Below are 17757 nucleotides of genomic sequence, written 5' to 3'. Positions count from 1 at the left end.
CGGCGTACGGCCGTACGGAGCCGGACGGGTGGCGTCAGGACTCGACGATCTTGCGGACGTTGTCCACCGCACCGCAGCCGGACGCGAGCTGTCGCCCCCGCTCCTCCCAGAACGCCTTGCCCAGCTCCTCACGGCGCTCCATCGCCACGTTCTCCCGGGCCCCGTTGAGGATCGTGCGCTCCTCCTCGTCGGCGTGGTGCGTGACCGCCTCGACGAGCTCCTCCAGCTTCTCGTCCCACTTGTCGCCGCCGATCTCCTCCACCTCGAGCAGGGCCAGCAGGGCCTCGTTGCCCTCCTCGTGCTCCTCCTCGCCGTGCTCTACCTCGTCGTCCTCGATGTTCTTGTACCGCTTCAGCGCGGGGTAGACCTTGGACTCCTCGGCCAGCGCGTGCGCGACGAGCAGGTCCGAGAACTCGCGCAGCGCGGCGCCCCGGTCGTCCTCGACACTGCGCATCCGGCGGAACAGCTCCTCCATGCGGCGGTGGTCCTGGAGGATGAGCTCGACGACGTCCGACGTCTCCGGCATGGGACTGACTCCTTACGTTGAGCGGACTCGGCGACTACCGCATGCCCCGTCCCGCCGGTCTGAGTACTCCCGATTTCCCGTGCGGCGCTCAGGGGCCGCCGGCCGGTCACCCCGGCGTGAGGTCGCTGCGCGGGTCGATCGCCCAGTGGTTGGACCGCAGGACCCGGCCCGCGAACACGACCTCCCGCTCCGCGACGAAGCGGAAGCCGAGGGAGCGGCAGATGCCGTTCGAGGCGCCGTTGCCCGTGGCCGGGAACGCGTGCACGACACCCCAGCGGTCCTCGTCACGGGCCCGCTCCAGCAGTACGCGGGTCGCGCGCTTGCCCAGGCCGCGGCCCTGGAACTCCGGGAGGACCATCCAGCCGATCTCCGCGATCGGCCCGTCCCCCGAGTCGTGCGACCAGACGGTCACCGAACCGGCCACCACCTCGGGGGCGGCCGGGTCGGGCACGATCATCTTGATCCACGCGACGTCGGCCGCCGCGTCCCGGGCGTCCCGGCGCACCTTGTCCGCCATGCCCTCCCGGGGCAGCGGACCGCCCAGTCCGGCCATCATCACCGGGTCGCACCGCATCCGGACGTACGCGTCCACGTCGTCCGCCACCACATCCCGCAGCCGCACGGCGCCCTCCTCGCTGAGCCTTGACCGGACCCTACTGACTCGCGCGCCCCGGCGGGGCCTGTCACGCGCAGACGTCCCGTCCGGTCACGTACTGACGAGGGGCGGGAACCGATCCACCACGACCGAAGCCGGACCCACCATGGTGACTCTGGACCAGCCGATGAGCGGCGCCGATCTCTCCGACACCGCGCTCGTCGTACTCGACGACGACGGGACGGTGACCGCGTGGACCCTGGCGGCCCGCCGGCTCACCGGACACGCGCCGGGCGAGGCGGTGGGCCGCACCGCCGCCCGCCTCCTGCCCGGCGTCGCCGACCGGCTGCCCGCCCGCGACGGCCGGCCCGGCCCGGCCAGGATCCGTCACCGCGACGGACGCCTCCTCGACGTCACCCTCCGCGTCTCCCGTCTGCGCGGCCCGCACGGAGCCGTACGCCGCCTGGTGTCCCTGGTGGACGCGGCCGCACCGCCCGACGGCGAACCCGTCGGGGTCGTCGTCCGCGACCCGGACCTGCGCTGCGCATGGGTGAACGACACGGCGGAGCACCATGACGGCGTCCCGGCCGGCGAGCGGCTCGGGCAGCGGGTGAGCGACACCCGGCCGGGGCCCGAGGCCGACGTGCTCGAAGCCGTGATGCGGCAGGCGCTGCACAGCACCACCACCGAGGTCCACGAGTACCGGACCGGACTGCCCATCGGCACGGACCGCGAACACGCCTGCGCCGTCGCGTTCCAGTGCCTCCAGGACGCCGACGGCCACGCCCTGGGCGTGTGCGCGATCAGCGTGGACGTCGTACGGCAGCGGCGCGCCCGTGAGCGGCTCGCCGTGCTCGACCGGGCCGGCACGCGCCTCGGCAGCACCCTCGACGTGATGCAGGCCAGCCAGGAACTGGCCGACGCCGCCGTGCCGTTGCTCGCCGACTACGTCGCCGTCGACCTGGAACAGTCGGTGTCGTTCGGCCAGGGACCGCCGGTCCGCGTCGGCGCGGCCGGCAGCACACTGCCCGGCCTGCGGCGCGCCGGACTCGCCTCCGTCCACCGGGGCGTGCCCGAATCCCCCTGGATGCGCGGCGAGTTGGTACAGGTGCCGCCGGTCTCACCCCTGGCCGGAGTCCTGCGCGCCGGGCGGGCCCGGCTGGAGCAGATCCACGACGACGCCCCCGAGCCGTGGGTCGGCACGGTGCCCGCGCTGGCACGCAGGGTGCGCGAACACGGCATGCACTCGATCATGGCCGTACCCATCCGGGCACGGCGCGCCCTGCTCGGCGTGGCGCTGTTCGTCCGCACCCACGAGTCCGAGCCGTTCGACGACACCGACCTGCTCCTCGCCGAACACCTCGTCGGCCGCGCCGCCCAGTCGCTCGACAACGCCCGCCAGTACACGCGCAAGCACAACGCCGCACTCGCCCTCCAGCGCACCCTGCTGCCCCGCCGCCCGGAAGGCGGCACGGCCGTCGACGTGGCCTCCCGCTACCTGCCCGCGGACGTCGACCACTCCGTCGGGGGTGACTGGTTCGACGTCATCCCGCTGTCCGGCGCGCGCGTGGCGCTCGTCGTCGGCGACGTGGTCGGACACGGCCTGCACGCCGCCGCGACCATGGGCCGCCTCCGCACCGCCGTCCGCACCCTCGCCGGGCTGGAACTCCCGCCCGACGACCTCCTGGCGCACCTCGACGACACCGTCCAGCGCCTCGGCGAGGAGGACTGCGACGCACCGGAACAGGTTCCCGCGGTGGCCGGCGCCACCTGCCTCTACGCCGTCTACGACCCCGCCACCCGCCGCTGCGCCCTGGCGTCCGCAGGACACCCCCCGCCCGCGGTCGTCGACCCCGAGGGCCGCGTCCGCTACCTGGACCTCCCCACGGGCGCCCCCCTCGGCGTCGGCCTGGGCGACCCCTACGAGGCCGTGGAGGTGGAACTGCCCGAGCACGGCGTCCTCGCCCTCTACACCGACGGGCTGATCGACACCCGCGCGCACGACCTGGACGAGGGCATGCGCCGGCTCGCCACCGCCCTCACCGGGCCGGGCCCCTCCCTGGAGGAGCTGTGCGACGCGGCCACCCGCACCCTGGCCGGCGGCGAGCCGTGCGACGACGTCACCCTCCTCCTCGCCCGCACCCACGCGCTCGGACCGGACACGGAAGCCTCCTGGACCCTGGACGGCGACCCGAGGGCCGTCCGCACCGCCCGCGCCCTCGCGGCCCGCCGGCTGACGGAGTGGGGCCTCGACGGACTCGTGGACGCCACGGAACTGATCGTCAGCGAACTCGTCACCAACGCCGTCCGGCACGGCGGCGGGCCCGTCGGCCTGCGGCTGCTGCGCGACAAGACGCTGACCGTCGAGGTGGGCGACGGCGGGCGGACCCTCACCCCGCACCCGCGCCTCGCGCTCACCACGGACGAGGGCGGCCGGGGCCTCTACCTCGTCGCGAAACTCTCCCGCCGGTGGGGCGCCCGCCCGGTCCCCGGCGGCAAGGTCGTCTGGGCCGAACTGGACTACCCCCGCCCGCCCCGGCCCTCCGCCCGCGCCCTGCCGGCGCCCGTCTCACTCGACGCCGCCTGAGCCGCCGCACCCCGGAGGCAGCGTCCGCCCCAGCCGGCCGAGCGGCGACACCGCCATCACCGCCGGCGACACCAGCATCCCCGCGGCCGTCACCGTAAGGGCCGCGCGCGTCCCCCATGTCTCCGCGAGCAGCCCGCCGAGCAGCGCGCCGAGCGGGGACGTCCCCATCCCCACGAACGTGATCGTCGCGGCCACCCGCGCCTGCATCCCGTCGGGCGTCACCGTCTGCCGTACGGCCATGACCATGACGTTCACCAGCTGACCCCCCGCCCCGAACACCAGCCCCACCCCGCACAGCACCGGCACGGTGACCGAGGGCGCGCCGCGCAGCGCCGGCAGGCACAGCCACACACCGTCGCCCACGGCGGCGGCCGCGACCAGCACCCGCCCGTACCCGAACCGCCGGGGCAGCCGGGCCGCCAGCACGGAGCCCAGCAGCGCGCCCGGCCCGACCGCCGCCAGCACCACGCCGACGGCGGCGCCGGGCAGCGCCAGGTCCCGCGGCAGGAACAGCAGGTACACGGTCGTCGCGGCCGAGAACGCGCACTGGAACGCGGCCGACGCCAGGCACACCGCCCGCAGCACCGCGTCCCCCACGACGAAACGCCACCCGTCCCGCATCCGCGACCACACGCCGGAGCCTCCCGGGGCAGTCCCCGGAACGGACTCGGCGCGCCGGATCCGCCGGACCGACAGGAACGACACCGCGAAGAACACCGCACCGCACGCCGCCGCGACCGGCGCCGACAGCAGCGACACCAGCCCCCCGCCCAGAGCGGGACCTCCGGTCTGCGCGGCGGAACGGCTGCCCTCCAGCGCGCTGTTCGCCCGTACCAGCTCCTCGCGCGCCACCAGCCGCACCGCGGACGCCTGGTACGCCACGTCGAAGAACACGGACAGCGTCCCCACCGCGACGGCCGCGACCGCGAGCGACGCCGGATTCAGCCGGCCGGTGACGGCGGCCACGGACACCGCACCCAGGACGACGGCACGGCCCGCGTCGGCCGCGGCCATCACCGTGCGCGTCCGCCACCGGTCCACCCACGCGCCCACGAACAGCGCGAGCAGCAGCACGGGCGCCTGGGACACGGCCCGCAGCACCCCCAGCTGACCGGCCTCGGCGCCCAGCGTCACCACCGCGACGAGCGGCAGCACCACCACGGCCGTGTGCTCACCGAACTGCGAGGCGGTCTGCCCCGCCCACAGCCGGCGGAAGGAGCGGTCACGCCACAAACCGGCCGGGGAAGAGGAGGGAACGGACGAGGTACGGGAACGGAACGGCGGCACGGACACCCCTGCGGCAGCGCGGACGGACCCCGCCACCGGGGCACACCAGGGGGCGCCGGTGGTACGGGGGAGAAAGGAACTCGCCGTGCCGCGACAACAGAGGCAGCACGCGATGACGGACCAGCGGGTCTACGACGTCAACGCGTGCTCGGACGACCGACCATGTGCGCGGCTCCTCACGGGGGTACCGGGTGACCCCGGCACCCTAGCGCGCACCCGCCGTCCGCGTCCCGTGCCCGGTGTGACGCGGTCCATCCCCGCGCCCTCACACCGGCGGGCGTGTTTTCTGCGGTACGGGGGACACGGTGCCGTATGGCGAGACGAGTCGGTGACAGGTCAGGGACGCGGGCGGGCGCGCAGGGAACGGGACAGGAGCCGACGGCTCTCGAGCGCGCGCTGACGACCCCGCTGCTGTACTTCTTCATCCTGGGCGACGTGCTCGGCGCCGGCGTGTACGTCCTGGTCGGACAGGTCGCCGCCGACGCCGGGGGAGCGGTGTGGGTGCCGCTCGTCGTCGCCCTGCTGCTGGCGCTGCTGACCGCCGCCTCGTACGCCGAGCTGGCGACGAAGTATCCGCGGGCCGGCGGCGCCTCCCACTACGCGACGCGCGCCTTCGGGCCGTTCGCCGGGTTCGTCGCGGGCTTCTGCATGCTCGCCGCCGGCATCGTCTCGGTGGCGGCCCTCGCCCGCGGCTTCGGCGGCGACTACCTGTCGGCCTTCGTCACCCTGCCGGTGGGGCTGGTCGCCGTGGTCTTCCTGGGCCTGCTGGCGCTGGTCAACGCGCGCGGCATCAAGGAGTCCACCCGCGCCAACGTCGTCGCCACCGTCGTCGAGGTGGGCGGCCTGGCCGTCGTCGTCGTGCTCGGCGCGTGGCTGCTGCTGCGCGGCGACGGCGACCTGGGACGCCTCACCGAGCTCGGCACGCCGGAGAAGGGCGCGGCGGCCGCCGTGCTGAGCGGCTCCGTGCTGGCGTACTACTCGTTCGTCGGGTTCGAGACCTCGGTGAACGTCGCCGAGGAGACCCGCGACCCGCGCCGCTCCTACCCGCGCGCCCTGTTCGGCGCGCTGGCCACCGCCGGCGCCGTGTACGTGCTGGTCGGCCTGGCCGCGTCCGCCGCCGTGCCGACCGACCGACTGGCCGGGTCCAGCGGGCCGCTGCTGGAGGTCGTGAAGGAGGCGGGCGGCGTGCCGCCCAGGCTGTTCAGCGCGATCGCGCTCGTCGCCGTGGCCAACGGCGCCCTGCTGACCGGCATCATGTCCTCCCGCCTCGCCTACGGCATGGCGAAGGACGGGCTGCTGCCGGGCACGCTGACCAAGGTCCTGCCGGGCCGCCGCACCCCGTGGGCCGCCATCGCGGTCACCACCGGTCTGGCGATGCTCCTCGCCCTCACCGGCAGTGTCGCCACCCTCGCGTCCACCCTGGTCCTGCTGCTGCTCGTCGTCTTCCTCATGGTCAACACCGCGGTGCTGGTGCTGCGGCGCGACCCGGGGGAGGCCGACCACTTCCGCACGCCGGTCGTCCTGCCGGTGCTGGGCATCGCGTCCTGCGTGCTGCTCGCCACGCAGATCGAGGCGGCGGTGTGGCTGCGGGGCCTCGCGATCGTGGCGGTCGGCATGGTGCTGGCCGCGATCAGCGTCGCGCGGCGCTCGCGGAGGGCGGGGGAGGGCGCGGAGAATGGGGCGGAGAAGGAGGCGGACCGGGGCGTGGACGAGGACGCCCCGCAGCCCGGCTGACCGTGGCGGCGCTACGGGCCCCGCCCCGTCAGGCGCCCACGGTCGTGACGGGCCCCGGTTGTCGTCAGGCGCCCACGGTCCCGTCGACGCCCTCGCGCAGGAAGTCGGCGTGCCCGTTGTGACGGGCGTACTCCAGCAGGACGTGCAGCATCACCATCCGCAGCGACACGTCCTCGCCCCACCTCGGCTGGTGCCCGGCCTGGTCGAGGGAGGGCGCCTCCCGCTCGATCCGGCGCGAGTTCTCCACCTCCGCCTCCCATGCCGTGAACGCCTCCCGCCGGGTCGACGCGTCGGCGTCGTACGCGGCCTGGAAGTCGACCGTGTCCGACCAGACCATGGGCGCGTCGTTGTCCTGGAACACCCGGCGGAACCAGGCGCGTTCCACCTCGGCCATGTGCCGCACCAGCCCGAGCAGCGACAGCGTGGACGGCGGCATCGACCGCTGCCGCAGCTCCTCGTCGCCGAGCCCCTCGCACTTCATGGCGAGGGTCGCCCGGTGGTAGTCGAGGAAGGCGCGCAGCGTCTCGCGCTCGCTGCCGAAAAGGGGCGGTCCGACCCGGCTGTCGCTCGTCACTGCGGTGAACTCCTTCGCGTACGTGGGCGTACGAGTATGCCCGCCCCGCGACGCGCACCCGGCGGGGGCCCTGTGCGGGACCCTCGTGCGGGCCGGGTCAGAGGTGGTGGCCGCCCGACACCTCGATGTTCTGGCCGGTGATCCAGCGCCCCTCCTCGGACACCAGCGCCGCGACGGCCAGGCCGATGTCGTCGGGCTCGCCGATCCGCCCGAATGCGAACTGCCGTGCCAGCTCCGGGACGATCTCGGGGTGCCGGGCGAAGGCGTCGTCGCCGAAACGGGTGCGGGTGGCGCCGGGGGCGACGGCGTTGACGCGGATGCCGCGGGCGCTGAACTCCTTGGCCATGTACCGGGTGAGGACGATCATGGCGCCCTTGAGGGAGGCGTAGACGGAGTACCCCGGCTCGGTCACGTGGGGGAGGGCCGAGTTGCTGGTCACGTTGACGATCGCGGCGCCGTCGGCGAGCAGCGGCAGCAGGGTCTGCGTGAGGAAGAACGGGCCCTTGAACAGCCCCGCGGTCAGCCGGTCGAACGCCTGCTCGGTGGTGTCCTCGATCAGCGCCGACCCGGCGAACCCCGCGTTGTTGACCAGCTGGTCGAACGAGTCCCGCCCGAACGTCTCGCGCAGCGCACCGGCCACGTCCTCGCGGAAGGCCGGAAAGCCGGCCGTGTCGGCGATGTCCAGCGGCAGCGCCACGGCGGTGCCGCCCAGCCGTTCGATCTCCCGGACGGTCTCCTTGGCGCCCTGTTCGTTGGAACTCCAGGTCAGGATGGTGCCCGACCCCCGCCGTGCGATCTCCACGGCCGCACTGCGCCCGATGCCCGAGCTTGCGCCGGTGACGACGGCAACCTTCATGATGTGCCTCCCTGAGGCCTCGGAGCACGCGGGCTCCGTGCGGAAAGTGACACCTCCAGGCAACCGCGCGGCCGGCCGACGGGAAACAACGATCCTCCTCGTCTCTTGCTCGATCCTCCCGCGCCGTTCGCCTGGGTGTTTTCGGCCGTTTCCGGCGAGCCCTTCCTGATCACGCGGGACACGGGGCGGCCGCGTCTTATGCTTCTACGCGTCTGTAGAAACGGCCTGCCGACGACGGGCCGGACTTACGCACGCACGCACAAAGGAGTGGACGCCACCATGGTGTTCAAACGACTGCTCGGATCTCTCGGGGTGGGCGGCCCCACGGTCGACACGGTCCTCGACCCGGGACCGGCCCGGCCCGGTGGCGCACTGACCGGCCGGGTCCATCTCGAGGGCGGGCAGACCGACTTCGAGATCGAGCACCTCACCCTGGAGTTGGTGGCCCGGGTCGAGGCCGAGCACGCCGAGGGTGAGAGCGAGGGCGTCGTCGCCTTCGAACGGGTCACCGTCGGCGGCGGTTTCCGCCTCGCCGCGGGGCAGCGGCACAGTGTCCCCTTCTCGGTGACGCTGCCGTGGGAGACGCCGGTCACCGAACTGCACGGCCAGCCGCTCGGCATCGTTCTCGGCGTGCGCACCGAACTCGCGGTGGCCGGTGCCCGGGACAAGGGCGACCTGGACCCGCTGAGCATCGCCCCGCTGCCCGTCCAGGAGGCCGTCCTCGAGGCGTTCGGGCAGCTCGGGTTCGGCTTCAGGTCCGCGGACCTCGAGTACGGCCACATCGCCGGCACCGGCCAGCGACTGCCGTTCTATCAGGAGATCGAGCTCACCCCGGCGCCCCGGTACGCCCACCAGGTCAACGAGATCGAGGTGACCTTCCTGGCCGGCCCGGCCGGCATCGAGGTGGTCCTGGAGGCCGACAAGCGCGGCGGCCTCTTCTCCGGCGGCCACGACGCGTTGACCCGCTTCACCGTCGGCCACCACGACTCGCGCGACTGGAACGCGGAAGTGGACGCCTGGGTACGTCAGTTGACCGAACACCGGGCGGCGTACGGACATCACGGCGTCCACGGTCACGGCGCCCCGTACGCGGTCCAGGAGCACCACGACCACCACGGCCACGAAGGCGAGCGCGGAAGCGGTCCGGGTGTGGGTACCGCCGTCGCGGCGGGCGCGGCGGGGCTGGCCGTCGGTGTCGTCGGCGGCATGGTCGCGGCCGAAGTCGTCGACGAGGTCGGTGACTTCTTCGAGGGTGAGGAGGAGGGGGGCGAGGACTGAGGACGGTCCGCCGGGAGGCGCGGTTGATCGCATCAGCCGTCCACTCCTGGTAACTTCTACAGTGTTGTAGAAGTAATGGGAGCCCGGACGACCCCCTTCCGTCCGGGCTCCCGCCCGACACGTACGGAGCTCTCATGGCCCTGTGGGACCGCCTCAAGGAGTCCGCATCCTCGATGCAGACCCAGCTCATGGCGAAGAAGAACGACCTGAGGAGCGGCGCCTTCCGGGACGCGAGCATGGCGATGTGCGCGCTCGTCGCCGCCGCCGACGGCACCGTCGACCCCGCCGAGCGTCAGCGCGTCGCCCAGCTCATCGCCACCAACGAGGTGCTGCGTAACTTCCCCGCCGACGACCTGCGCCGCCGCTTCGAGGACAACCTGAACAAGCTCACCACCGACTTCGGCTTCGGCAAGGTGAGCGTCCTCCAGGAGATCGCCAAGGCGAAGAAGAAGCCCGCCGAGGCACGGGCCGTGATCCAGATCGGCATCGTCATCGGCGGCGCGGACGGCGACTTCGACGCGGACGAGCGGGCCGTGGTCCGCGAGGCGTGCTACGCGCTGGACCTGCCGCCCCACGAGTTCGACCTCTGACCGACCGTACGACGCACGGAGGGCCGGCACCCGCACGGTGCCGGCCCTCCACGCATCTCACGCGCCTACGGTCACAACGGTGTGGCGGCGTGCAGGATGAGGACCATCGTCACCGCCGAGTTCGCGGACGACATCGCCGACACGGCGGCCCCCGTGGCCGCACCCCACGCCGCGACACCCACCGCCGTGAAGAGCGAGGGCCACGAGCGCACCGCCGGCGCGGGCGCGAGCAGCGCGGCCACCCGGCGCGGCACCGGGCCCGCCGCGGCCAGACCGGCCAGACCCGCCGGCGCGGCGGCCGGGGCGGCCCGGGACACCAGCGCCGCCTTGCCGATCGCCCTGGCCACGGCACGACGGCTGCCGACCGTCCGCGCCGCGTCCTCGTCCGCCCACCGTTCCGTCGTGAACGACACCGCCGTGCGCAGCGGACGCAGGAACGGGTTGGCCTGCGCGGCCAGGCGCACCGCGAGCAGGAAGCGATGGTGACGGGCGGACAGGTGCGCCCGCTCATGCGCGAACAGTGCCCGCCGCTCGGCCGGTTCCAGACACTCCAGCAGGGCCGTGGTGACCACCACACGGTCCCGCCGGCCGCCGCCCGGCAGCGCGTACGCGTACGGGGCGCCGTCCGGCAGGACGGCCACCTCCGTGTCCCGCAGCCCCGCCAGCGCCCGATGGGCCCGGCGGCGCACCCGCGCGTGCCGCCACCACGTCCGGCCGCACACGGCCAGAACGGCGAACAGCGCGGGAATCGCCGCCTTGCCCACCACCTCGTCGTACGGCACCGCCGCCCGCACCTCCGGGTCCGACCAGCCGTCGGGCAGCGGATTGCCGGGCAGCTGGGCGGTGCCGACCACCATCACCAGGGCGAGACAGAGCGTGCTGCACGCCGCCATCACCGCGGCCACCCAGGTCAGCAGTCGCGTCGCGGTCCGCGGATGCAGATGCTGCTCGGCCAGGCGCGCGATCGGCCATGCCGTCAGCGGCAGCACCAGCGGCAGGAAGACGAAGACCCCCATGAGGCCTCAGTCTTCCCCGTCGGGCCCCGACGGACGCAGCAGCTCCCGCAGCAGCCGCTCGTCGTCCGGCCCCAGGCCGGTCACGAAACTGGCCAGCACGGCCTCACGGTCGCTCTCGGAGTCCAGCACCTTGCGCATCCGCCGGGCGGCCAGCCCCGCCTGGTCCAGCGCGCACGTCCAGGCGAACGACCGCCCCGACCGCTCCCGCGTGACGGCGCCCTTGGCCAGCAGCCGGGTCAGGATGGTGATCACGGTCGTGTACGCGAGATCGCCGCCCAGACGCTCCTGCACCCAGCCGGCGGTGGCCGGGCCGTCGGCCTCCTTGAGCGCCGACAGGACCAGCGCCTCCAGCTCGCCCTGCCCCCGCCGCCGGGGACGCTGCCGCTGCTCGCCCACGTCCTGTCTCCCTCCTGCCGCCGTGCGTTTCCCGCGCGGACATCGTATAGACGCCCGCGGGCCCGCCTGCGGCGCGCCAGGTGCGGGTCGGGCGACCGGCGCACGTGACCGGCGCACGTGACCGGCGTACGTGAAGTACGGTCCCATGCCCTGCCCCGCGATCTCTACAGTGATGTAGATTCGTAGCTCCGGAACCGAGCCGCGGGTCCGACCGCACCGGCCAAGAAGGAGCACACCGTGGGAGTTTCCCTGTCCAAGGGCGGCAACGTCTCGCTCAGCAAGGAGGCGCCGGGTCTGACCGCCGTCCTGGTCGGCCTCGGCTGGGACGTCCGTACGACCACCGGCACCGACTACGACCTCGACGCGTCCGCCCTGCTCCTCGACGCCTCCGGCAAGGTGCTGTCGGACCAGCACTTCGTCTTCTACAACAACCTGCGCAGCCCCGACGGTTCGGTGGAGCACACCGGCGACAACCTCACCGGCGAGGGCGAGGGCGACGACGAGAGCGTCAAGGTGAACCTCGCGGCCGTGCCCGCCGAGATCGACCGGATCGTGTTCCCCGTCTCCATCCACGACGCGGAGAACCGCGGCCAGAGCTTCGGCCAGGTCCGCAACGCGTTCATCCGCATCGTCAACCAGAACGGCGGCGCGGAGCTCGCCCGCTACGACCTCTCCGAGGACGCGTCCACCGAGACCGCGATGGTCTTCGGCGAGCTCTACCGGCACGGCGCCGAGTGGAAGTTCCGCGCCGTCGGGCAGGGTTACGCCTCCGGCCTGGCCGGCATCGCCGCCGACTTCGGCGTGAACGTCTGACCCGGAGAGACAGAGGGAGCGGAAGACCATGTTCGGACTGAGCGAACTGGCCATCATCCTCATCGTCGTCGTCGTGATCGTCCTGGCCAGAAAGGGCCCCGAACTGGCGCGCAACGCGGGCAAGTCGGCCCGCATCCTCAAGGCCGAGGCGCGCGCCATGAAGGAGGCGGAGCAGCGGCAGACGACGGACACGCCTCCGCGGATCATCCAGGGCGAGACGATCCCGGACCGCACGGAACACCCGCACGCGGACGGCAGCCGGGACACCGGCCGCCTGTAGTGGACGACGGGCGACGGCTGCCGGATCTGATCACCACGCGATCATCCCGGCAGCCGTCTCCGTTCGACTCCACACGCGCCGTCGCCGAAATAGAACGCGCGCAGGAGCGCCTCGAACCCCACGCCGAAGCCGTTGGAGGCCCCCTGTCCTGCCCCTAAGCTGAGCGTCTCGCGGACGTCACATCGCCCGTCTCTGTCGACGAAGGCGATCACACGCGGCGACGAAGGGGTGGGAGCAGTCGATGAGCGATGACCCGTACCTGCGGCGGTACGACGTCACGAGGGGTTTCTCGGCCGGGTTCCTCATTCCGGCGGGCGCCGGGCTGACAGCCGCGGCGCTGCCCTTCGTGTTCGACGAGGAAGTTCCCCTGTGGGCCACGATCCTCGTGATCGCGGTGATCGTCCTCCTGGCCGTCTGGGTGGCCGCCGCGTACCGCCGGGCGGCGACGATCCTCTACGAGGACCACATCCTGATCCGGACGGCGTTCACGACCAGGCGCGTGGCCTGGGAGGACGTGCAGGAAATCCGCAACGAACGCAATCCGGGGGCGGATCAGCACAACCTGCCCAAGAGCGTGATGGTGCTCTACGACCGTGACGGACGCCGACTCGCGCTGCCCCACCTCAGCGAGTGGGCCGTGGACTCCCTCGACGAGGAGCTGCGGGTACTGCGCGACATGTGGACCCGGCGGCGCGGAGAGGACTGGGCGCAGCTCCCGGAGGTCACCACGAAGCTGGACGCGGTCACGGCCAAGTCCGAAAGGGCGGCCGAACAGTTGGGCCTTCTCTCCATCGCCGTGGGAGGCTGCGCCGTGTGGCCCGTGATCGCGGTGTTCCTCATCCTGGGCCTCAACACGGACGTCCTGGACGGCATGTCGGGGAACGTCATGGCCGTCGTCCTCGTGGGCACCTTTCCTGCGGTGAGCCTCATGGTCTACGTGCCCTTGGCCCTGCGCCGCAGACGCCGCCGAACGTGACCCGGAGCCGACCTCTCGCTTGCGAGGGCTTGCAAGGGACGACCACTAACTGGCGTCCACGTATGCGAGATGCGCACCGCAGACCGTGCAGCGAAAGAGCAAGGCGGTCGCACCGCCGCCCAGGTGGGTCAGGAAGCGTTCGATCTGCTCCTCGTCGTACAGGCCCATGAGACGCATCTCCGACCTCAACTGCTCCAGCGCTTCCGGGTGTTCCGCCAGCTCGGCATACCCGACCTCGCCGACGAAGGCCGCCGCGTCCTGGCAGTGGACCAGCCAGTGCGGATCCTGCCAGGCGGAGAAGCCGGGTGTGCGTCGGGTGACCTCGTGCAGGACGTCCTCGCTGACGCCGTCGAGCCCGTAGGAGTCGGTGAAGTCACCCTCGAAACGTTCGGCCGCGCTTCCGTCCGCGATGCACCACGGGCACAACGGTCCATCGACGTCGTGCGCCGTGTAGAAGGTGGCCGTATAGATCCAGCCCCTGCCGCGCTCGCAGCACGCGCACCTGTCGTCGGACGCGCGGACGGATCCGGTGGCCACAGGGTCCGGGTGATAGCGGAAGAAGGGCAGGCCGTCAGGCGTCGCCGGTTCCCGGACGTGTCTCATGGGGAGCAGTGTGTCCGTGAGTTTGTCGCTGATCAAGCGAGGTCTTGCACGCGGCGTTCCAGGACGACGGCGTGACGCGCGGAGACGGACGCGTCCGTCCAGCAGGTCGCGGTCAGGTCCGCCCAGTCGGCGCGGTCGTTGTATTCGCCGTCCCCGACGACCAGGTCGAGCACCCGGACGCCGGTCACGTCGCCGTCCGCATCGCGTACCGGCCGCCCGTAGTGGGCGACGGGGGACGGCTGCCGGGACTGGTCACAGCGCGATGAGTCCGGCAGCCGTTGCCCTGAACCCACAGGCATTGAAGTAGAACGCGCGCAGGTGCGCCTCGAAGTCGACGTGCAGCCACTGACAGCCCGCCGCGCGGCTCCCCTCGGCGGCGGCACGGACGAGGGCGGTTCCTACGCCGTGGCCACGGCACCGCTGTGCCACAACGGTGTCCAACACGAAGGCGTGGACCCCGCCGTCCCAGGCGACATTGACGAACCCGACCAACTCCGCGCCGTCCCGGGCGCACACCCACCCGAGGCTGTGCCGCTCCAGCCTGCCTCGCCAGTCCGTCCGCCCGGCCGGCCCCCCGAACCCTTCCGCGTGCAAGGCGTTCAGGGCGTCGTTGTCGACCTGGCCCCGCCACTCATACGTGATCGTCATGAGGGTGCAGCATGCCCGCGGCGATCTCCCGTACCCGGTCCACGGTGATCCCGGTGCGCTGCTCGACGGCGAGGGGGTGATCGGTCGGCTCGAGCTCGACGTACGGACGCTCGCCGACCGGGCGGGTGTGCACGAGCGTTTTGAGGTTGAGGGTCGTCTGCGGATAGACCATCAGCTCGGTCGTCAGCCACCCGAAGTAGGGCTCCTCGGCCTCACGGCCGGGTTGGTCCCACAGTTCCGCGGCGCGGGCGAAGTTGGCCCGGCTGAGCGACACCCAGACACCCCAGGAGAAGACGTCGTCGGTACCGAGAACGGGTACCTCGACGAGCCCCTTGACGAAGTAGTGCTCGGCCCTGACCACGCACTGGTCCGAGGAGAGCAGACAGTCGTCGGCGTCGGCCAGGCCCGCGTCCCACACGGCCGGTGCGTCGGCGGAGTAGTTCATCGGCAATTCGGGGTGCCGGGCCCCGCATCCGGTACAGGTGAACCCAAGATCACTGGCCATGGTGCGGAAGTGTACGGCGCGGCTGTCGGGCCGCGCGCTGGAGGGAAACCACATGGCTGCCCGCCCACACCACCGCTATGGTGCGCAGACCGACCCACCGCATCAGCGGCCATCCGGGCGGACGGACGATCCGAGAACTGTGCATTCCCGCGGAGGACCTGGACGAGTTCAAGCGGGGGGGCGTTCCAGGACCTCGACGCGACACGCGGCTGCACCCCGGCCGCCCATCAGGCGTGTCACCGAGGTGCAGTCGCTGCTCGACGACGTGCGTGTCGCGGCCGTTCAGCAGGCCGCGGTCAGACCCGCCCAGTCGGCGCGGTCGTTGTACCCCCCGTCACCGGCGTCGCCGACCACCAGGTCGAGCACCCGGACGCCGGTCACGTCGACGTCCGCCTCGCGGACCGCGTCCCGGGTCACCACCCCGCTGTCGAACAGCACCCGCCCGTCCCCGATGATCTGGAACGTCGACGTGCCGCCCTCCGGGCCGACGTTGCGGACGGCGTCGTCGATGCCGACGGTGGTCCGCAGCCGGGTGCACCGGTCGCCCAGGTAGTAGCGGACGGTGGACGGCGAGGCGACTCCGAGACCCGTCCCGTGCACCTGACCGAGCAGGCTGATGGGCGACCCGCCGCCCACGCTCCGGTCGACCGTCGGGCTCATCCATCCGCTGGTGGCGCTGATCCACTCGTGGTGCGACAGCGCGACGTCGGCACCGTCCGGCGCCGCCGGCGCCACCCTCAGCGCCGCTGTCGTCGTCAGCCCGAGGCGCCCCCGGCCCGGCACCTCGTACGAAGTCTTCGCGGTCAGCGCTGCGTCACCCGGCGCCGCACCGCCCGGCAACGTCACCGTGAAGGCGAAGGCCGCCGTGTGCCCTGGCGGCAGCAGTCGCGGCGACGCGCCGGCGGCCCGCAGCGTCCATCCCTCCGGCGCCGTCAGCCGCACCCGCGGTGCGCCGACCGGCCGAGCACCGTCGTTGCGCACCGCGACCTCGACCCGGGCCCGGTCACCTCCCGCCGCCACCGGAGCGACCCCCGCCGGCACCGCGTCACCGCCGACGGCCGTCACCTGAGGAAGACCGGCGACCACATGCGGCGCGCCCGGCTTCCCCGACGCCCGTCCGACCCGGAACAGAGCGGCACCATGAGCCGGCACCGCCGCGCTGATGGTCCCCGCGCTCTCCGTGACCCGGTCCGTCCACGCGTCCTTCAGCGTGAAACGGCCGCCGGTCAGACCGACCGCCCGGGCCGTCGTCGTCAGCGTCGCCGGACTGTCGCCCCGGTTGAGCAGCACCACCGCGCGGTCGCCGTCGGCGAGGCGCTTCACCCATGTCTCCGTCGTCCCGGCGGGGCCCACCCGCACGGCCTGGACGGCGGCCCTGTCCTGGTCGATCGCGAGGACGTCGCGGTCGGCCAGGATGCCGAGCGAGGTCGCGCTGAGCTTCCGGACGTCGCTGCCGATGACCAGCGGCGCCGCCGCCACCGACCAGAGCGTCATCTGCGTACGGAACTCCTCGTCCGACATGCCCAGTTCGGGTCCGAGGTAGTCGGGGTCGTTGAAGCGTCCCGGCCCGGCCACCTCGGGGTGCCGCGCGTTCGCGTCGTAGTTGCGCAGCACGTCCTTGAACTTGATCGCGCCCACGAACCCGACGTCCGTGTAGGTCCGCCAGGACTGCGCGATCCCCGGTGCGTAGGACCAGGAGTACGTCGACTGCTGCTCCTCCGGGTAGTCGCCCCAGTCGGGGGAGGTCACCGGGTTGCAGAGGTTGAAGATCATGGGCCGGCCGCTGGAGTTGTTCCGCAGCGCCCGCGCGAACTCGGTGTAGACCGTCTTCGGGTCGAGGCCGGCGGCGATCCCGCAGAGGTAGTCCACCTTCACCGCGTCGAACTCCCAGGCGGCGAACTGGTCGGCGTCCCGCTGGTAGTGACCGCCGCTGCCGAGCCCGCACTTGCCGGGGATGTAGGGACCGGCGTCGGTGTAGATGCCGGCCTTGAGGCCCTTGGAGTGGATGTAGTCGACGAGCGGCGCGAGCCCGTGAGGGAACTGGCCGGGGTTGGGGACCAGGTCGCCGGCCTCGCTGCGCGGCGTCGGCGCCGCCCAGTTGCCGTCGATCCACACGTAGGCGTAACCGGCGTCGCGCAGACCGCTGCTGACCAGGAAGTCGGCGATCGACCTGATCTCCGCGTCGGTCGGGTCGCCGCCCAGCGCGTAGTAGGTGTTCCAGCCCATGTACGGCGTCGGGCTCAGCACCGGCGGTGTGCCCTCGCCGCCGGCGTCCGGAGGGGCGGCCTGGGCGGGCGCCTGCACGACCAGGAGTGCCGTCAGGAAGGCCAGCAGGACGGTGAGTTGTCGTTTCACATCGGATCCTTCGCTGTCCGATCAGGCGTGCGCCCGGCTCAGGGGTCGCGTCATGGTCCGTCAACGGACGTGCGCCTGCGGGATGTTGCCAGGGATCCTCCAGTCACCTCCCACCCGCGTCAACAATAATTCCTAAAT

19 protein-coding genes are annotated in these 17757 nt (G+C 72.6%); 7 read left to right on the top strand and 12 right to left on the bottom strand.

What is annotated here, in order from left to right; genetic code table 11:
- Window positions 1–34 precede the first annotated feature (34 nt).
- Window positions 35–526 (bottom strand): hemerythrin domain-containing protein, encoded by a 492-nt coding sequence (locus ACFOSY_RS05375; protein WP_394305552.1) that lies wholly within the window; start codon window positions 524–526, stop codon window positions 35–37.
- A gap of 106 nt (window positions 527–632) precedes the next feature.
- The gene (locus ACFOSY_RS05370; RefSeq protein WP_394305551.1) at window positions 633–1148 is read right to left on the bottom strand and encodes a GNAT family N-acetyltransferase; all 516 of its coding nucleotides are present in this window, start codon (window positions 1146–1148) and stop codon (window positions 633–635) included.
- A 139-nt stretch (window positions 1149–1287) separates the two neighbouring features.
- On the opposite strand from ACFOSY_RS05370, the gene ACFOSY_RS05365 reads away from it, so the two are divergent.
- Window positions 1288–3708, top strand: coding sequence for a SpoIIE family protein phosphatase (locus ACFOSY_RS05365; protein ID WP_394305550.1), 2421 nt, complete (start codon window positions 1288–1290; stop codon window positions 3706–3708).
- On the opposite strand, the gene ACFOSY_RS05360 is transcribed toward ACFOSY_RS05365, so the two are convergent.
- Window positions 3691–4941, bottom strand: a complete 1251-nt coding sequence (locus tag ACFOSY_RS05360) for an MFS transporter (protein WP_394305549.1) — start codon at window positions 4939–4941, stop codon at window positions 3691–3693. The two genes, ACFOSY_RS05365 and ACFOSY_RS05360, sit on opposite strands and share 18 nt — an antisense overlap.
- A gap of 366 nt (window positions 4942–5307) precedes the next feature.
- On the opposite strand from ACFOSY_RS05360, the gene ACFOSY_RS05355 reads away from it, so the two are divergent.
- Window positions 5308–6729: an APC family permease gene (locus ACFOSY_RS05355; RefSeq protein WP_394305548.1), complete on the top strand. Its 1422-nt coding sequence runs from the start codon at window positions 5308–5310 to the stop codon at window positions 6727–6729.
- Between the two features lie 64 nt (window positions 6730–6793).
- On the opposite strand, the gene ACFOSY_RS05350 is transcribed toward ACFOSY_RS05355, so the two are convergent.
- Together ACFOSY_RS05350 and ACFOSY_RS05345 are read right to left on the bottom strand one after the other, a co-directional pair.
- Complete coding sequence (locus ACFOSY_RS05350; RefSeq protein ID WP_394305547.1) at window positions 6794–7303, bottom strand: DinB family protein; 510 nt, start codon at window positions 7301–7303, stop codon at window positions 6794–6796.
- Window positions 7304–7400: 97 nt separating this feature from the next.
- Window positions 7401–8159 (bottom strand): SDR family NAD(P)-dependent oxidoreductase, encoded by a 759-nt coding sequence (locus ACFOSY_RS05345; RefSeq protein WP_394305546.1) that lies wholly within the window; start codon window positions 8157–8159, stop codon window positions 7401–7403.
- Window positions 8160–8438: 279 nt separating this feature from the next.
- Between ACFOSY_RS05345 and ACFOSY_RS05340 the strand changes: the two genes are divergently transcribed.
- Window positions 8439–9437 carry a sporulation protein gene (locus tag ACFOSY_RS05340; RefSeq protein WP_394305545.1) on the top strand — a complete coding sequence of 333 codons (999 nt, stop codon included), beginning with the start codon at window positions 8439–8441 and terminating at the stop codon, window positions 9435–9437.
- A gap of 134 nt (window positions 9438–9571) precedes the next feature.
- A complete protein-coding gene (locus ACFOSY_RS05335) occupies window positions 9572–10027 on the top strand; it encodes a tellurite resistance TerB family protein (protein ID WP_394305544.1) in 456 nt (151 codons plus the stop codon).
- Between the two features lie 71 nt (window positions 10028–10098).
- Here ACFOSY_RS05335 and ACFOSY_RS05330 read toward each other — a convergent pair whose 3' ends face one another.
- Window positions 10099–11043, bottom strand: a complete 945-nt coding sequence (locus tag ACFOSY_RS05330; RefSeq protein ID WP_394305543.1) for a M56 family metallopeptidase — start codon at window positions 11041–11043, stop codon at window positions 10099–10101.
- A gap of 6 nt (window positions 11044–11049) precedes the next feature.
- Window positions 11050–11439 carry a BlaI/MecI/CopY family transcriptional regulator gene (locus tag ACFOSY_RS05325; RefSeq protein ID WP_394305542.1) on the bottom strand — a complete coding sequence of 130 codons (390 nt, stop codon included), beginning with the start codon at window positions 11437–11439 and terminating at the stop codon, window positions 11050–11052.
- A gap of 237 nt (window positions 11440–11676) precedes the next feature.
- Between ACFOSY_RS05325 and ACFOSY_RS05320 the strand changes: the two genes are divergently transcribed.
- The 3 genes from ACFOSY_RS05320 (at window position 11677) to ACFOSY_RS05310 (ending at window position 13508) form a co-directional block, all read left to right on the top strand.
- On the top strand, window positions 11677–12252 hold the full coding sequence (locus ACFOSY_RS05320) for a TerD family protein (RefSeq protein WP_394305541.1): 576 nt from the start codon (window positions 11677–11679) through the stop codon (window positions 12250–12252).
- A gap of 28 nt (window positions 12253–12280) precedes the next feature.
- Entirely contained in the window at window positions 12281–12532 is a 252-nt protein-coding gene (locus ACFOSY_RS05315; protein ID WP_394305540.1) for a twin-arginine translocase TatA/TatE family subunit, read from the top strand.
- A 241-nt stretch (window positions 12533–12773) separates the two neighbouring features.
- Window positions 12774–13508, top strand: coding sequence for a hypothetical protein (locus ACFOSY_RS05310; protein WP_394305539.1), 735 nt, complete (start codon window positions 12774–12776; stop codon window positions 13506–13508).
- A gap of 45 nt (window positions 13509–13553) precedes the next feature.
- On the opposite strand, the gene ACFOSY_RS05305 is transcribed toward ACFOSY_RS05310, so the two are convergent.
- From ACFOSY_RS05305 to ACFOSY_RS05285, 5 genes are all read right to left on the bottom strand, one after another.
- On the bottom strand, window positions 13554–14111 hold the full coding sequence (locus ACFOSY_RS05305) for a CbrC family protein (protein ID WP_394305538.1): 558 nt from the start codon (window positions 14109–14111) through the stop codon (window positions 13554–13556).
- Window positions 14112–14143: 32 nt separating this feature from the next.
- Entirely contained in the window at window positions 14144–14299 is a 156-nt protein-coding gene (locus ACFOSY_RS05300) for a hypothetical protein (RefSeq protein ID WP_394305537.1), read from the bottom strand.
- A gap of 64 nt (window positions 14300–14363) precedes the next feature.
- On the bottom strand, window positions 14364–14759 hold the full coding sequence (locus tag ACFOSY_RS05295) for a GNAT family N-acetyltransferase (protein WP_394305536.1): 396 nt from the start codon (window positions 14757–14759) through the stop codon (window positions 14364–14366).
- Window positions 14743–15204: a DUF2199 domain-containing protein gene (locus ACFOSY_RS05290; RefSeq protein WP_394305783.1), complete on the bottom strand. Its 462-nt coding sequence runs from the start codon at window positions 15202–15204 to the stop codon at window positions 14743–14745. Before ACFOSY_RS05290 ends, ACFOSY_RS05295 begins: the two co-directional genes overlap by 17 nt.
- A 342-nt stretch (window positions 15205–15546) precedes the next feature.
- Window positions 15547–17619 (bottom strand): NPCBM/NEW2 domain-containing protein, encoded by a 2073-nt coding sequence (locus tag ACFOSY_RS05285; RefSeq protein WP_394305535.1) that lies wholly within the window; start codon window positions 17617–17619, stop codon window positions 15547–15549.
- Between the last annotated feature and the right edge of the window lie 138 nt (window positions 17620–17757).

The sequence above is a fragment of the Streptomyces lusitanus genome (assembly GCF_042647945.1).
GTDB classification, from domain to species: domain Bacteria; phylum Actinomycetota; class Actinomycetes; order Streptomycetales; family Streptomycetaceae; genus Streptomyces; species Streptomyces pseudogriseolus.
This window is presented reverse-complemented; position numbering and strand designations above follow the sequence as displayed.

Coding starts and splice junctions, on each gene's coding strand:
- ACFOSY_RS05345 (WP_394305546.1), bottom strand. CDS start 8,159: ATGAAGGTTGCCGTCGTCACCGGCGCAAGCTCGGGCATCGGGCGCAGT.
- ACFOSY_RS05310 (WP_394305539.1), top strand. CDS start 12,774: ATGAGCGATGACCCGTACCTGCGGCGGTACGACGTCACGAGGGGTTTC.
- ACFOSY_RS05375 (WP_394305552.1), bottom strand. CDS start 526: ATGCCGGAGACGTCGGACGTCGTCGAGCTCATCCTCCAGGACCACCGC.
- ACFOSY_RS05335 (WP_394305544.1), top strand. CDS start 9,572: ATGGCCCTGTGGGACCGCCTCAAGGAGTCCGCATCCTCGATGCAGACC.
- ACFOSY_RS05315 (WP_394305540.1), top strand. CDS start 12,281: ATGTTCGGACTGAGCGAACTGGCCATCATCCTCATCGTCGTCGTCGTG.
- ACFOSY_RS05295 (WP_394305536.1), bottom strand. CDS start 14,759: ATGACGATCACGTATGAGTGGCGGGGCCAGGTCGACAACGACGCCCTG.
- ACFOSY_RS05365 (WP_394305550.1), top strand. CDS start 1,288: ATGGTGACTCTGGACCAGCCGATGAGCGGCGCCGATCTCTCCGACACC.
- ACFOSY_RS05305 (WP_394305538.1), bottom strand. CDS start 14,111: ATGAGACACGTCCGGGAACCGGCGACGCCTGACGGCCTGCCCTTCTTC.
- ACFOSY_RS05340 (WP_394305545.1), top strand. CDS start 8,439: ATGGTGTTCAAACGACTGCTCGGATCTCTCGGGGTGGGCGGCCCCACG.
- ACFOSY_RS05290 (WP_394305783.1), bottom strand. CDS start 15,204: ATGAACTACTCCGCCGACGCACCGGCCGTGTGGGACGCGGGCCTGGCC.
- ACFOSY_RS05330 (WP_394305543.1), bottom strand. CDS start 11,043: ATGGGGGTCTTCGTCTTCCTGCCGCTGGTGCTGCCGCTGACGGCATGG.
- ACFOSY_RS05355 (WP_394305548.1), top strand. CDS start 5,308: ATGGCGAGACGAGTCGGTGACAGGTCAGGGACGCGGGCGGGCGCGCAG.